The organism is Cohnella fermenti, from assembly GCF_004801405.1.
GTDB classification, from domain to species: domain Bacteria; phylum Bacillota; class Bacilli; order Paenibacillales; family Paenibacillaceae; genus Cohnella; species Cohnella fermenti.
Genome location: NZ_SSOB01000023.1, coordinates 61,123 through 76,575, shown reverse-complemented (window position 1 = coordinate 76,575; position 15,453 = coordinate 61,123). Strand labels below are relative to the sequence as shown.

General features: G+C 56.9%; 12 protein-coding genes. 7 read left to right on the top strand and 5 right to left on the bottom strand.

Going from position 1 to position 15,453, the window contains the following annotated elements; translation table 11 throughout:
* The first annotated feature begins 18 nt into the window (after positions 1–18).
* Genes E6C55_RS18255 through E6C55_RS18240 form a run of 4 tightly spaced genes read left to right on the top strand, consistent with a single transcriptional unit; the run spans position 19 to position 4,429 of the window.
* Entirely contained in the window at positions 19–1,227 is a 1,209-nt protein-coding gene (locus E6C55_RS18255; protein WP_136371251.1) for a Gfo/Idh/MocA family protein, read from the top strand.
* Between the two features lie 39 nt (positions 1,228–1,266).
* Positions 1,267–2,418, top strand: coding sequence for a Gfo/Idh/MocA family protein (locus E6C55_RS18250; protein ID WP_136371250.1), 1,152 nt, complete (start codon positions 1,267–1,269; stop codon positions 2,416–2,418).
* Between the two features lie 29 nt (positions 2,419–2,447).
* Complete coding sequence (locus E6C55_RS18245) at positions 2,448–3,623, top strand: dihydrodipicolinate synthase family protein (protein WP_136371249.1); 1,176 nt, start codon at positions 2,448–2,450, stop codon at positions 3,621–3,623.
* Positions 3,623–4,429 (top strand): sugar phosphate isomerase/epimerase family protein, encoded by an 807-nt coding sequence (locus E6C55_RS18240; RefSeq protein WP_136371248.1) that lies wholly within the window; start codon positions 3,623–3,625, stop codon positions 4,427–4,429. Before E6C55_RS18245 ends, E6C55_RS18240 begins: the two co-directional genes overlap by 1 nt.
* Positions 4,430–4,552: 123 nt before the next feature.
* Here E6C55_RS18240 and E6C55_RS33860 read toward each other — a convergent pair whose 3' ends face one another.
* From E6C55_RS33860 to E6C55_RS18230, 3 genes are read right to left on the bottom strand one after another with little or no spacing between them, the layout of a single operon-like run.
* A complete protein-coding gene (locus tag E6C55_RS33860; RefSeq protein WP_168735721.1) occupies positions 4,553–4,723 on the bottom strand; it encodes a hypothetical protein in 171 nt (56 codons plus the stop codon).
* A 25-nt stretch (positions 4,724–4,748) separates the two neighbouring features.
* Positions 4,749–5,801, bottom strand: coding sequence for a Gfo/Idh/MocA family protein (locus E6C55_RS18235; protein WP_136371247.1), 1,053 nt, complete (start codon positions 5,799–5,801; stop codon positions 4,749–4,751).
* Positions 5,794–6,891 carry an FG-GAP repeat domain-containing protein gene (locus E6C55_RS18230; RefSeq protein WP_136371246.1) on the bottom strand — a complete coding sequence of 366 codons (1,098 nt, stop codon included), beginning with the start codon at positions 6,889–6,891 and terminating at the stop codon, positions 5,794–5,796. The genes E6C55_RS18235 and E6C55_RS18230 overlap by 8 nt, the downstream gene beginning before the upstream one ends.
* 156 nt (positions 6,892–7,047) lie before the next feature.
* Between E6C55_RS18230 and E6C55_RS18225 the strand changes: the two genes are divergently transcribed.
* The 3 genes from E6C55_RS18225 to E6C55_RS18215 all read left to right on the top strand — a co-directional run bounded on the left by E6C55_RS18225 (position 7,048) and on the right by E6C55_RS18215 (position 12,579).
* Positions 7,048–7,881 carry an AraC family transcriptional regulator gene (locus E6C55_RS18225; protein ID WP_136371245.1) on the top strand — a complete coding sequence of 278 codons (834 nt, stop codon included), beginning with the start codon at positions 7,048–7,050 and terminating at the stop codon, positions 7,879–7,881.
* A gap of 263 nt (positions 7,882–8,144) precedes the next feature.
* Entirely contained in the window at positions 8,145–10,514 is a 2,370-nt protein-coding gene (locus tag E6C55_RS18220; RefSeq protein WP_168735720.1) for a glycoside hydrolase family 95 protein, read from the top strand.
* Positions 10,492–12,579, top strand: coding sequence for a hypothetical protein (locus E6C55_RS18215; RefSeq protein ID WP_136371243.1), 2,088 nt, complete (start codon positions 10,492–10,494; stop codon positions 12,577–12,579). Before E6C55_RS18220 ends, E6C55_RS18215 begins: the two co-directional genes overlap by 23 nt.
* Here the strand turns inward: E6C55_RS18215 and E6C55_RS18210 are convergent.
* Both E6C55_RS18210 and E6C55_RS18205 read right to left on the bottom strand, forming a co-directional pair.
* Positions 12,552–14,381 (bottom strand): sensor histidine kinase, encoded by a 1,830-nt coding sequence (locus E6C55_RS18210; protein ID WP_136371242.1) that lies wholly within the window; start codon positions 14,379–14,381, stop codon positions 12,552–12,554. The genes E6C55_RS18215 and E6C55_RS18210 overlap by 28 nt on opposite strands.
* The gene (locus E6C55_RS18205) at positions 14,378–15,433 is read right to left on the bottom strand and encodes a response regulator (RefSeq protein WP_136371241.1); all 1,056 of its coding nucleotides are present in this window, start codon (positions 15,431–15,433) and stop codon (positions 14,378–14,380) included. The genes E6C55_RS18210 and E6C55_RS18205 overlap by 4 nt, the downstream gene beginning before the upstream one ends.
* Positions 15,434–15,453: the final 20 nt, after the last annotated feature.

The following is a 15,453-nucleotide window of genomic DNA, read 5'->3' as shown; positions in this document are numbered from 1 at the left end:
GCGAGCTAGAGAGCGGAGATGAACCTGTTGAGGCCGGTTAAAATTGTGTTGGCGGGGATTGGCGGTTACGGAGCGCACTACGTGAGGGAGTTGTTGAAGGGCGAAGGGGAATATCCGTACGAATGGGTAGGCGCGGTTGACCCTTATCCGGCGAACAGTCCGTTCCTGGTGGAACTGGCCGCTCGCAGCATCCCGGTCTATGATTCGCTTGATCGGTTCTACGAATCGGCAGACGCCGATCTGGCGATCATCTCGTCTCCAATCCAATATCATGGCCCGCAGACGTGCCTGGCGTTGTCGCATGGAAGCCACGTTCTGCTGGAGAAGCCGCTGTGCGCCCGGATGGAGGATGCCCGCCGGATGATCGAAGCTCGGGACAGGGCGCACAAATTCGTAGCGGTCGGTTATCAATGGAGCTACAGCAGCGCCATGCAAGCGTTGAAGCGGGATATCGCAAGCGGATTGTTCGGCAAGCCGAAGCGGTTCCGAACGCTGGTGCTCTGGCCCAGGTCGGAGCGGTATTATTCCAGGGGGTGGGCCGGGAAGCTGCGAGACGACCGGGGGAATATGATTCTTGACAGTGTGGCTAACAATGCCGCAGCGCACTACATTCACAATATGTTCTTCGTGTTGGGCAGGGGCGAGGGCGCGAGCGCCCTCCCTGTCCGCGTCAAGGCGGAGCTGTACCGGGCGAACCGCATCGAGAACTATGACACGGCGGCGATGAGAGCTTATACGGAGGATGGCGTGGAATTGTTGTACTACGGTTCGCATGCGGTTCGCGACACGCTGGGAGCGTTGTTCCGCTATGAATTCGAGCAAGCCGATGTCATCTACGACGACAATGCCCGAAGCGGGGCGATCGTTGCGCGGTTCCACAGCGGCGAGACCATGGCTTACGGCAATCCGAATCGCAACGGCGACAGCGCCAAGCTGCAAGCAGCCCTTGCAGCGGCTCATGGAGGGGGCCCTGTCGCGTGCGGCCTGGAAGCCGCGCTGTCCCAAACGATATGCATCAACATGATGCAGCAATCATCGCCCGATATCGTCCCGTTCCCGGAGACGATCGTGAGGCGGGGCGCCGTTATGGAGGGCGGAGAGACGGGCAACTATGTGGAGGATCTTGTCGAACAGTTGAAGCGATGCTACGACAAGGGAGAGTTGCCGGCAGAGTCCGGTATCCCATGGGCGCGAGCAGGCAGGGAAGTCGAAGTCACGAACGATTAAGTGGAAGAGTCGGAGTTTGATCGAGAAGGAGAGATTGGGATGGCAGAGCATAAGGTTGGCATTATTATGAACGGCGTCACGGGCCGAATGGGCACGAACCAGCATCTTATTCGATCGATTGTCGCGATTCGCAAGCAGGGGGGCGTGAAGCTTGCAGACGGGGATACGATCATGCCCGAACCGATCTTGGTCGGCCGTCAGGAGCATAAGCTGAGGGCCTTGGCCGAAGCGCACCAGCTATCGCGTTGGAGCACGAATCTGGACGAATGCCTGGACGATCCGAGCAACCGGATTTACTTCGACTCGCAGATGACGAACTATCGCGCGGACAGCGTCAAGCGAGCCATTGCCAGAGGCAAGCATATCTATTGCGAGAAGCCGACGGGAGCCACCCTGCAGGAGTCGCTTGAGCTTGCCCGATTGGCAGCGGCGGCCGGCGTGAAGAACGGCGTCGTGCAGGACAAGCTGTTTCTTCCCGGACTATTAAAGCTTAAGAGACTGGTAGACGCGGGATACTTCGGCAAAATATTGTCCGTGCGAATGGAGTTTGGCTATTGGGTATTCGAAGGGGATTGGCAGCCCGGACAGCGGCCTTCGTGGAACTATCGCAAGGAAGACGGCGGCGGCATTATCGTCGATATGTTCGCGCACTGGCGGTACGTGCTGGACAATCTGTTCGGAGCGATACGCGCGGTAAGCTGTTTGGGCATGACGCATATTCCGCGGCGCGTCGATGAACAAGGCTTCGCCTATGCCGCCACGGCCGACGATGCCGCTTACGCCACGTTCGAATTGGAAGGCGGAATCGTTGTGCAGGCGAACTCGTCTTGGTGCGTGAGAGTGAATCGCGAGGATCTGCTGACGATCCAAGTCGATGGGACGGAGGGCAGCGCGGTGGCCGGTCTTCGCGACTGCAAGACTCAGCATCGCGCCAATACGTGCAAGGCTGTCTGGAATCCGGATATCCCGAATCCGTATCACTTTCAAGAGCAGTGGCAGAACGTGCCGGACAACCAACTCTTCGATAACGGCTTCAAGGTGCAGTGGGAGCTGTTCTTAAAGCATATCGTGATCGACACCCCGTTCCCTTGGGGGCTGCTGGAAGGCGCCAAAGGAACTCAGCTATCCGATCTTGGGCTGCAATCGTGGCGCGAGAGACGCTGGATCGATGTGCCCGACTTGACCCTTTAATCGGATATTTGTCCAAGGAGGCAATCGCGATGCTTCAACCCTTGCAACTGCCCAAGGCCGGAGGAACGCTATATTCCTATACACCGGCGAATGCCACTCCGTTCCAATTACCAAGCGGAGGGGCTCTCCGGAGCCGGATCGCCTTCTCCGCGGCGCATGTCGTTAGCGACCCGTTGGCCGATACGGACCCCTTAAGCGACGCCCGGATTGACTGGGAGACTACATTGGCTTACCGCCATCATCTGTGGTCGCTCGGACTGGGCGTTGCGGAAGCGATGGACACGGCCCAACGCGGGATGGGACTGGATTGGCCTTCGGCCAAGGAGCTGATCCGCAGGTCGCTTGCCGAGGCGAAATCCGTGAACGGCCGCATTGCTTGCGGCGCCGGGACGGATCACCTGAAGGCGGCATCCCGTGTGACGCTGGAACAAGTCGAGTCCGCATACGAAGAGCAATGCGGGCATGTAGAAGAACACGGCGGACAGATCATTCTGATGGCCAGCCGCGCGTTGGCCGCCTGCGCGGCAGGGCCGGACGATTATGAACGGGTGTACGGCGATATTTTGCGGCAGGTGTCCAAGCCGGTTATCCTCCATTGGCTGGGCGATATGTTCGACCCGTCGCTGCGAGGCTACTGGGGATTCGAGGACACGGAAGCGGCGATGGACGTGTGCCTTCGCATTATTCGCACTCACGCCGACAAGATTGACGGGATCAAGATCTCCTTGCTGGATGCAGCCAAGGAGGTGGCGATGCGTCGGCGTCTTCCGGCTTCGGTGCGGATGTATACCGGCGATGACTTTAACTACCCGGAGTTGATTAAAGGGGATGAGCTCGGATTCAGTCATGCCCTGCTCGGAATCTTCGATGCCATCGCACCCGCGGCCGCAGCCGCCATTGCTGCACTGGATGCCGGAGACGCGGCAAGCTACTCGGAGATTATGGAGCAGACGGTTCCACTATCACGTCACAATTTCCAGAAGCCAACCTATTCCTACAAGACAGGGATCGTATTCATGGCGTACTTGAACGGTCACCAGAAGCACTTCCGAATGATTGCCGGTGCGGAGAGCGCGCGATCGATCATCCATCTGTCGGAGCTCTTCGTTCTCGCCGACCAAGCGGGGCTGCTGCAGGACCCGGAGCGGGCTGCCAGACGGATGAAGGCGCAACTTGACTTGGCCGGAATTGGAGGGGGAATCTGATGTTGAACCGGATTAGCTTAAACCAGATTACCATCGATCGGTCGAGCCTGGAAGAGGCAGTGGAAGGCTGCAGCAGGGCCGACATTCCGTGGATCGCATTATGGCGCCATAAGATTGCCGAGACCGGCCTGGCGGAGAGCAAACGACTTGTGCGCGATGCGGGCATCCGCGTGTCCAGCGTATGCCGGGGCGGGATGTTCCCGGCTGCAACGGCGAATGGACGGCAGGCCAATCTGGACGATAACCGGCGTGCGGTTGAAGAGGCTGCCGAGCTTGGGGCGGAAGCGCTTGTTCTCGTCTGCGGGCCGGCTCCGGATCGCGATATCGACAGCGCCCGCAAGTGGGTGGCCGAAGGCATCGAACGGCTCGTTCCGTTCGCTCTGGACCACGGCGTCAAGCTGGGCATTGAACCGCTGCATCCGATGTATGCCGCCGAGCGCTCCGTTATCGTTACGCTGGATCAGGCGATTACGCTTGCCGAGCGGCATAGCTCGCAGGATGTGGGTGTCGTTGTCGATGTGTTCCATGTCTGGTGGGACCCCGGGCTGTACAAGCAAATTGCCCGGGCAGAGGGGCGGATTGTCGGCTTCCATGTCTCCGACTGGATTGTGCCCACACCGGATCTCTTGATGGGTAGAGGGATGATGGGAGACGGGGTCATCGAGATCCGGCGGATTCGGGAAGCGGTGGAAGCGGCCGGATACAAGGGCCCGATCGAAGTGGAGATCTTCAATCGCGACATCTGGGATCGACCGCGGGACGAAGTTCTTATATTAATGAAGGAACGCTTCTCCATTCAGGTGTGACGCAGCCCAAGAATATGCATGACAACAGGGTATCGTATGAACCCATACGATACCCTGTCAGCAGGATCATTGCGCCAGCCGTGCTTCTCCGCATATTCGTTCACGATGTCCAGAAGCTCTCACTTACTTCGCCAATTCTCCAAAGCGGGAGAACACGGCAAGCGCCGGATCGATCGGCACCTCAGCACGCTTTACGTTAGGCGGAATGAAGATGTCCGGCGTCGCCATGATGTCGAGAATCAGGGTTTTGCAGAATACGATGCTTCCGGCGCCAATGATCGCAACTCTTCTCATATGGACCATCCTTTCCCGATAATGATTATTTGTAGTTCTGCATCAGCAGGATGTAGTCCCGGGCCAGCTTCAAATCCTCCAGCGCTTCCTTGGACTCGCACGGAGCCGGACGGAGGCCTTGCACGGCGGCGATGAAGTTCATCGCTTGCTGGCGCATGGCCGAACGGTTCGGCATGACCGGACATTCGTACGAAGGCGGCTCCTTGCCGTTGTCCTTCATGATCGTCACTTTCCCTGCCTGCTGGCGGGCGAGCGGCGGCGGCAGATCGACGCGAACGAACCCTCTCTCGAAGCACACCAACAGGCTCTCATGCCACTCGATCGTCGTTTGGTAGGGGGCCGTCTCCAGCGCGACGGTAACGCCGCTGTCGCTCTCGCCTGTCAGCAGCACGCCGCGGCGGTCGCCGAACGTGATCCGGTAGGGCTCCTGCAGCAGGTAGCGGATCGCGTTGACTTGGTGAATATAGTAGTTTACGAAAGTATCCAGTTGTCGGGTCTGATCGTCCGTCAGATAAGAAGGTCCCGGCTCCAGAGGGGACTGCGGATAAGGGTCGTCCGACGCGAGCGGGGCGTCGGCGCCTCCGATCCAATCGCCCGGCGGCATCGTCACGCGGATGTACTGCAGCTTGCCGAACTCCCCGGTTGCCTTCCACTCCTCAATCCGCCGGTGGGCGTATTCCATCGCCGGGTCGGACCGTTTGTGATACCCGACCATATGCAGGACCCGGTGCTCTTCCGCGAGCTTGACCAGTTGTTCACCCGCCTCCACGGTCAGCGAGAGCGGCTTCTCGGTGAACACCGGAATGCCCGCCCGCACAATGTCCGGGATGATGGCATAATGGGTGCGATAGAGCTGCGGCGCGACGATCGCATCCACCTTCGCGCCGTTGAGCAGCTCTTCGTGGCTTACGAATGCTTGCGGCACGCCATACCGTTGTGCGACCGCTTGCCCCAGCTTCACGCGCGGGTCGGCCAGCGCGACGATCTCGCACTCCTCCCGCAGCAAGGCATAGTTGGACAGATGCGCCATTTGGCCCATGCCGCCGACGCCTACAAAACCGATTCTAAGTTTACTCATCTTCGCTCTCCCCAGGTCCCAAATTTTCGAACAGATACAAGCCTTCCGTGCCCGGCGCGACGATGTCGGGGTAGCCGTTGCCCGTGATATCCTCAATCCACATGTAAATTCCGTTGCCGGAGGCTTCCCCGGCGGGCCCGTAATCGATGACGTGCTTCTCGAATCGGCCGCCGTTGATCTTGAAGTAGTACAGCCCGAGCGGGTCGTCGAATCCGGGATCGTTGTCGTGGGCAAGGTACCGTTTGCCTGTCACAAGCTCCAGCTCGCCGTCGAGATCGAGATCGACCAGCGCGAGGTCGTGATACTGGGAAGCCGTCGGGTCGATCTCATGGCGAATCCAACTGCGGGCACCGTCCTTGTCCAGCACTTGCTCGTACCAATGCAAGCCGTAGTCGTGCGCCTGGCCGACGATGAGATCGCACAGCCCGTCGCCGTTCACATCGTGTCCGAGAATCGGCACGCTGGCCGAGCCGAGCGAGAATTCCGGATGGAACTTCCACGGACCCGAGAACGGATCGTCGGGCTGCTCAAGCCAACCGTCGCACAGGACGATGTCCATTTTCCCATTGCCGGTAATGTCTGCGAATCCCATCCCGTGTCCGCTCGGCCGGTCGCCGATGACCGTGTGGCGGAATTGCCCGGTCCCTCTGCCGTGCTCGTCGCGAATCAGCTTGTAGAATGCCTGCGGCTCTCCCGGCGTATTCGGGAAAATCTCGGGCACGCCGCAGCCGTCGATATCGAAGTAACGAATCGTCTCGATATTGGAGGTGGGCGCGATGACGAACGTTTCCCACTCGCCGCCGCCGTCCCCCGGATTCTTGCGCCACTTCAACGCTTCGCTCCACCATGAACCGGTCACGATGTCCATCCGTCCGTCGCCGTCAACGTCCAACGGGTAATCGGAGAAGTCGTCCCGATAATGGGCGTGCGAGGCGATGTCGCAGATTTTGTGCCGGGTGACGAAGTCCGGTCCTTCATACCAATACGCCCCGCTGACGATGTCGAGTATCCCGTCGCCGTTGACGTCGAATACGGAACAAGCCTCGAAGGTCTCGTCGCTCAACCGTCTTTTTTTGAAGTGCAAAGTCATTCACACGCAGCTCCTCTCCAAGCGGATTATATTCATTATTTGTGAAAGTGCTTTCTCATCCGCCGTTGTCTTCACTCTACAATAGGTTTAAAATAAAGTTCAATGCTCATAGTTGCGAATATTGGCTATTGAAAATTGGGGTGGGGGGGAGTCGCTATGTATCCTTCGATGTTCCAGCGGATGCCAAGGCTTGCCAATTGCAACGTGTGCAAGGCGGAGCCGGGGGGACGCTTTTATTTTCCGCTTCATTCGCATGAAGACAGCTCGGAGCTGCTGTTGATCGTGAAGGGGGAAGGCGACTTCCGCGTGGACGGCAAGCCGTACCGCGCCCGGCCCGGCAGCCTGATGTGCTACAACCAGGGAATCTGGCATGAAGAGCAGTCCAGCAACGATCAATTTATCGCGCTGTACGTCGGCTATCAAGGGCTGCAGCTCAGAGGGCTGCCGGATAATTACTTGATGGGAAGGGACCGGCCGGCTATGGTCGAATTAAAGGAGCAGTTCGTTCCCGTCAGACAGTTGTTCCAGGAGACGATTGCGGAATGGCACAGCTCACTGCCGGAATCCGCCGCAATCGCCGATCAATGGCTGGGCGCCTTGCTGGGGCGGCTCGTTCGAATCATTCATTATGCGGGCGAAGTCGAGGTCCGCAAGCGCCCCGTCAGGGAATTCGTGCCGATCGCCAAGCGGTATATGGAGGAGAACTATCATACCGAGATCGACTTGAGCGTGTTGGCGAACTTGACCCATATGAACGCCTATCATTTCATTCACGTGTTCAAATCCGAGACTGGCCTTACGCCTATTCAGTACTTGATCCGGTACCGGATGGAGGTGGCCAAGCATTATTTGACCACGACAGAATTGACGATGGCGGAGATCGCGGACAAGATCGGCTACAGGAGCGAGACGTACTTCCAGAACCTGTTCAAGAGAACGATCGGCGTCTCCCCCGGCAGATTCCGCTTGGCGTCGGAAGGCTCGAATTAGTATCAAAGAATGTGGGTACGGACTGGTTCCGTCCCGATCAGAACCGGACAACGGGTCCGGGGATTCGCTTCTTTGTCCATAAGCACTCGGTTAAATGACCATTGGTGAGATCCAGATCGATTGTTGAATAATACACGTTGCCCGTGTTTTTTCACCTTGAAGCGTTTGCTGCAATCTCGTTAGTATGAATCGTGAAGGGTGCCGCCCAACGGGGGAATCCCCAAACGAAAGGTAGAGAAGAAGCGATGCGGGAAAAGCAGCGTATGCGTTTGTGGTATACGGCGCCGGCCGGGAAATGGACGGAGGCGCTGCCGTTCGGGAACGGTCGGCTGGGCGGAATGGCGTTCGGCGGAATCGGACGTGAGCGGATCCAGCTTAACGAAGATACCTTGTGGTCCGGGTATCCTCGGGATGAAGTCAACGAGAGGGCCAGCGAATTTTTGGGCGAGGTGAGGAGGCTCACAACGGAAGGGCGCTACGTGCAGGCGGAGGAGACGCTCAAGGCGAATATGCTGGGCGGATGGTCGCAGTCTTACATGCCTTTTTGCGACCTTCATTTGATCTTTATGGATTTGGAAGACAAGGTAACGGATTACCGGAGAGAGCTCGATCTGAACACTGCGGTCGTCTCCACCGAGTTCCGTTCCGATAACGGAATGCACCGCAGACAATGGTTCTGCAGCGAGCCCGACCAATTAATGATCGCGTCATTGGCCTGCGACTCCCCTGGCGGGGTTAGCTTCACCTTGAGGGCGGACAGTCAGCTGCCCTATCAGGTGTCGGCCGAAGGCAACACCTTGAAGTTAACGGGAGAATGTCCAAGCCACGTGGAGCCCGAATATGTAAAGGAGTGTGCCGAGCCCATTCTTTATGAACCGGGCCAAACGATCGTCTGTGCCCTGCACATTCGGGTCGAAGCCATCGGGGGAGAAATCGCCGCGGTTCAGGGACGGGAGCTGCAAATCAGCGGAGCGGACAGGGTAACGCTTTATGTGGCCGGAGCCACTAGCTTTGCCGGATATCGAACGCAACCCGCCGAGGCGGGAAGAAATCCCGGCGATATATGCGAAGAGAGATTAAGCGCTTGCGATGGGCGGACGTACGAGCAGCTCAAGGATCGCCATATAGAGGACTATAGGCGGCTGTTCGGACGAATGGAGCTGAGACTCGGAACGCCGGACGCGGTCGATCGGCCTACGGATGTCCGGTTGAAGAAACTGACGGACGGAGCAGACGATCCCGACCTGTTCGCCCTCTTTTTCCAATACGCCCGCTATTTGATGATCGCATGCTCCCGCCCGGGCACGCAGCCTGCTAATCTGCAAGGGATATGGAACGAAGAGATCAGACCGCCGTGGAGCAGCAACTATACGACCAATATCAATGTTCAGATGAATTATTGGCTCCCCGAGCAGGCGAATCTCAGCGAGTGCCACGAACCGTTATTCGAGATGATCGGGGAGCTTGCCGAGCGGGGACAGCAGACGGCGGACAGGCATTACGGATGCTCCGGCTGGACCGCGCACCACAATGTGGATTTGTGGCGGAAAAGCACACCGACCGCTCCCTCCCCCTGGGCTTTCTGGCCGCTAGGCGGCGCCTGGCTGTGCCGTCATCTGTGGGAGAGGTACGAATACACGCTGGATAAGTCGTTTCTCGCGAACAAAGCGTATCCGCTCATGAAGGGAGCGGCGCTGTTTCTCCTGGATTGGCTGACGGAGGACGAGAACGGCTTTCTCGTCTCGAATCCTTCGACCTCGCCAGAGAATCTGTTCCTGACGGAAGAAGGGCCGTGCGGACTAAGCGTGGCGTCAACGATGGATATGTCCATTATCCGCGAGTTGTTCCAATCTTGCTTGGAAGCTTCCCGGTTGCTGAGCGAGGACGATGAATTCAAGATGAGACTGAATAATGCGCTCGAGCGATTGTATCCGTACCGGATCGGACGGTATGCCCAACTGCAGGAATGGTATCTTGATTTGGATGAGGAGGACCCGGGCCATCGGCACTTGTCCCATCTATACGGCTTATATCCAGGGCATCTGATTACGCCTGACGGCACTCCCGAGCTGGCTGCGGCAAGCCGAATTTCCCTGGAGCGAAGATTGCTGCACGGAGGCGGACACACCGGATGGAGCTGCGCCTGGATCGTGAACCTATGGGCGCGCCTGCGCGAGGCGGAGCAAGCCTACGACTTTATCCGGACGCTGCTGACCCGCTCTACGTATCCGAATCTGTTCGACGCGCATCCGCCGTTTCAAATCGATGGGAATTTCGGCGGCGCGGCAGGCATCGCAGAGATGCTGCTGCAAAGCCATGCAGGCGAAATTCATCTGCTGCCTTCGCTGCCGGAAGCGTGGTCCGAAGGCTCGGTGAGCGGGATGCAAGCCAGGGGAGGCTTCGAGATCGGGTTGGAATGGAGCGGCGGGAAGCTGCGGTCGGCAGAAATTCGTTCTGTCGGCTGTCGATCTTGCCGCGTGCGTGCAGATGTTCCCTTGATTGTAAGCAGCATGGGAGAACCCGTGATCGTGGAGAGGCCGGACGCTTTATCGCTTCGGTTTGAAGCCACGCCTGGCCGAACATATGAATTACACTGGACGGAGGATTACAATGACGCAGAAGCATGGGCATGAACAACGATTCGGCAATTCGGCGGAAGGAGTTAGGGAACGGACGGAGAGGTTCATGGCTGCGGCGGTTGTCGCAGCCCGGGCCTGGTACGACCTGGACGGGGAATGGATCGCCGATACGAAGCCTGCGGAGACGAGAGAGCGGCTATGGCTTGCCGGAGCGTTGTATTCCGCAGGCGAGAACACATGGGCGGACGCCGTGGTAGCCCAAGGAGAGACGGCCCGTTACGGGAACATTCGTTTTAACATATTTGACACGAACTTTGCAGTGGCGCTCTTGCTTGCGCATCGCGGCAAGATGTCGGTTGCCGTTAGAGAACGGCTTGAATGCCTTGTTAGAGACGGCTTTTCTTTCAAGCCGGGAAACCGTCAGCCGGACTATCAATTTCACGGCTATAACGACAATATGCCGGCGGAGGCGACGGTTGGTCTGATTCTAGGCGGAGAGATGCTGGATTGCAGGGATGCTGTGGAACACGGATTGTGGAACTTACGTCAGCTTCGAGCGATGCTGGTGCGCAATGGCACGATCAGCGAATTCAATTCGCCGACCTATGCCGGGGCAACGCTTCATGCCATGAGTGAAATCGCCGAGCATGCGCGGGATGTGGAGGCCCGGAGGCTGGCGCTTGGAATTGAAGAACGGTTGTGGATCGACATCGCCGCCCGGTTCCATCCGGAGCTCGGCGTCATGGCGGGACCGTATTCGCGGGCTTATACGGTCGATACGATCGCCCACTCAAGCTGCATGTCCAGCTTGCTCTGGTTTTGTCTCGGCGATCGCGTTAACCCATCGCCGATGGACTTGTACGCCAAGCCGGAGGAGCTTATTCTGCACCATATGGGGGATATTCCTTTTAATGTGGCGCAATTTTGCTTCCTGGCAAGCGGCGTGTATCATATCCCGGATGTAGCTATGCAGATGTTCGATCGCAAAATGTATCCTTTTCGCGCGGTCGCGACCAACGAACTGGGAGATTCGGGAGCTGATTTCCCGGCGCGCGCTTGCCGGATCGAGACGATGCTGTACCCGGAATACGCTTTGGGCACATCCAGCACGCCGATGGGGAACGGTTCGCAAAGCTGCAGCTATTTCGTGACGTATAAACGGACAGAGCAGGTGACTTCTTTTCGGGATATTGGTACGGTATTTGCGAAAATGTCGGTGAACGGCGAAGTGCCGGGCAACGTATCCCGCGCGGCGGAGATCGCAGCCGCAGGAGAAGAGTATCGGGATAGGGAGCGCCGGACGCCGAAGGTGTATGCCAATGCTGGCGAAGAGGATTGTCTGGCTTCCCATGCCAATACATTTACTCTTCAAGCAGAATCGACCGCGCTGGTGCTCACGCATCCGCACCTGTCGCTTGGCGGTTCGGACGACGGAGCCGAGCCGGCGAAGCCGCTGACCGGACTAGACGAACTGATCATCCTTCCGACGCATGGAGGCGATGTGGAGGAGCTTATCGTCGGAGGCATCCCTCGCGAACGCTGGTCCGGTGAAGTCGAGCGCGGTCAATGGATTGTGTGCCGCACGGGAAGGCTGCTCGCAGCTTTCCGTCCGCTGGCTTATACCCGAACGATTGGTCCTGTCCGGATTATGCTTGAGTCGAATGGCAACTACAGGTTCATCCGTATCGAATTTTATAGAGGGGAGCCGCGCCTATTCACCCGGTCGGAGCTTAGCCATTGTTTCGGCGGCTTCGCGGCTGAGCATTCCGGCTTGTCGGAGTATCCGTCTTTAGCCGCATTTGCGAAGGAATGCGTTTCGGCCCGGTTCACCGACTATTTCTGGACGACAAGGCGGGTGCAATACCGGCGTCCCGCCGGCATCGTGCGACCTGCGCTGGATCTGGAAGCGTCCTGGAGTCCGGGCGCCGCGACGCAGCGTTATGCGACCATCAACGGCAATCGGGTTGACTGTCCGATTGCGGAGATCGATGGGCTTCAAGCGGAGAATCTTCCCTTTGTGAGCGAGCCGTACGCAGCGATACCTCCTTATTTCCCTTGGAAGGATTTCAAGGTGGAGTGGGGAGATTGGCCTTACGCAATCGGGGATAGGGACGCCTGATTCACAGATTTCAACGGCATGGAGACGATCGCTTTAATGCTGCCTTCTGCATCTGATTCATAAGACAGACCGTACATGTCGCCGAACTTCAGCTTGATACGTTGGTTGACATTGCGGATTCCATTGCCATCGGGCTTGCTGCGGAACAGCAGCGAGCCCTGCAAATAGTCATTCAACTGGCCGGCCAATTGGCCGTCTCCGCCGCTGCTCACGGCGAGGCGAAGCGTGTCGCCCTCGGCATAGAGCATAATGCCGAGTCTCCCGTCTCCGCCGACTTTTCCGGCACCATGCAGAATCGCGTTCTCCACCAGCGGCTGCAGGATCAGCCTCGGCATTTTATGGCCATCCAGGGTCGAATCGATGTCGTAGAAGACAGAGAATGGCTGGCTATAGCAAATGGACTGGATAACGATATATTGCCTAACCTGTTCAATCTCCTCCGTGATCGGCACAAGCTGGTCGGAATTACTGATCGCATATCTCAGCAGATTGGACAACGAGGAGACGACATTCGTGATCTGCTTCGCATCCAGCTTCATGGCCATCCAATTGATCGAATCCAACGTGTTGTACAGAAAATGAGGGTTAATCTGCGCTTGCAATGCTTTAAACTCGGCCTCTTTTTCATTAATCGCCATTTTATAGGATTCTTCTAGCAGATGGTCGATTCGGTGCATCATAAGATGGAAGCTGCTATACAGAATGCCGACTTCGTCATTGCCGGTTTTGGGCACGATCATTTGGGCGATGTTATCCTGATTGTGAACTTTCCGCATCGTTAACGCGAGTCTTCTGATTGGCTGGGAAATCCTGAAGGAGAGGAAGAGCGACAGCAGAATGCCGGCGGCAATGGCGATCAGAGCCGTTCTGACGATGACGCTCTTGACGATGGACAGCCGCGATGATATCTCTGAGTCTGGTGTCGCCCCGATTAGCATCCATCCGTTGGTTAGCTTGCGCGCATGAATGGAGTAGGAGGCATTGTCGATCGCAATCGATCCGGATTGGAAGGATTCGGAATGGTTGCCGCGGGCTTCAGCGAGAGAAACAACGGCTTGTCGAAGCGCATCGTTTTCTCCGTAGAGCGTCTGAAAATTGTTGTCGAGCACAAGAAATTCCGATGATTCGGTCATTTTGGAAGGCTCTAATTTTGCCATCAGCTGATTCATGTCGAATTTCAGCACCAGTACGCCCAAATTGATTTTTTGGGTGTTTTGGTCGTTCTTCGGATCGTCCAGCAAGTACTTGATGAGTCTGGAAACAAAAAAATGGTTGGGTTGCTCCGGGTCCTGAAACCAGCAAAGGATACCGTCCTGGCTCCAGGTTTGTTGGTACCACGACTCGGAAGAAACCTCCTTGTCCGTGTACAAGCCCGCGAAGCTGGCGTCGGAGGGGGACAGCGTATGTGCGAGCGGCTGACTGTCTGCCACGAAGAAGGTGATCTGATAGGAAGTCAGTTTGTCGTGAAGCGGAACGTATATATATTTGGCCAGTTGGCCGAGGACGATGTCTTTTTTGTTGTAGTTGGCGACAGGGTCGGATATATCGCTTGCCGCGATATTGTCGACAATCGTTTTGTCCGTGTACAGGAGCAAAGTGGCCTTGCTGATGCTGTCTAGAATCTGATCCAGATTGGTGGCGTTCTGAATCATGATCTGCTCCATATCCGACATGACCTGATGATAGAATATGCGATTGAACACGGAATAAAGCGCGGAACCGGAGCCCACAACGAGAACGAGGTTCAGTGCAGTTAGCAATAGCATGTTTTTGACGCTTATACTGACGAATTTGTTTCTCATGGCGCCCTCTCCTCGGCCTTCACATGCAGGTTCCGGTACTGGGACGGAGTAAACCCGGTTTCCCGCTTAAACACTCTGGCGAAATAATGGGCGTCCATATATCCCGCCTCCAACGCGATCCGCTGAACGGGAATTCGGGGGTCAAGCAGCAGTTCCGCGGCTTTATCCATTCTGAGCCGAGCGATAAAGCTGCTAATATGCTCTCCTGTGTACCGATGAAAAATAAGACCGGCGTAATTGGGGGTAATGTTCAATTTGTCGGCGAGCGTATATACGGTCAGATCCGGATTTTGATAATTCTCCAAAATATAAGATCTGATCCCGTTGATCAGCGCCTCCGTTCGGGAAGCTGTCCGGAGCTTGACAAGTTCGGCTGTTTGCATGTACCGGTCACGGATGAACGCCTTCATGGCTGTCAAATCGTCAATCTGTCGGAATTCCGTCAGGGAATGCGGGTTTAAGCCGGTCTTCCCTGTAAATTCGAGCAGAATTTGATGGAGCTTCAGGAAGAGGCTTCCAAACAGATCGCTGCATTCCGGCGGCATATCCTCGACGGACAACTCGCGATCGAAGAAGAGCGCCAATTCGTTCGTATCCCCGTTCCTCAAGGCCGTCTGAAGCTTCTCCTGCATGGACGAATCGTGCATCATTGCCTGCATGCTGTGCCTGACAGAGGTTTGTCTGGCAAGCTGCTTAATCCTCTGCGAAATTCCGTCCAGCTTGTCGTAATCGATCGGTTTCAGAATATAATCCTTGACTCCGAAACGAATGGCGCTTTGGGCATAGCCGAAGTCCTGGTAAGCGCTTAGGATGATGAACGCTGTATTCGGCAGCTTGTGCGATAAAATCTCGCATAGCTGCAGGCCGTCAAGCTCGGGCATTCGAATGTCCGTAATGACGATGTCCGGACGCTCGTCCAAGGCAATCGCCAACGCTTCTTGTCCATTGGAAGCTTCTCCGGCGATACGTGCGTCGATATCCGACCAGGGGATCATCTCGCGCAGGCCTTCGATCACCGCAGGCTTGTCATCTACAATAAGCACATTCAGCATCCGTTTGTTCCTCTCTTGAC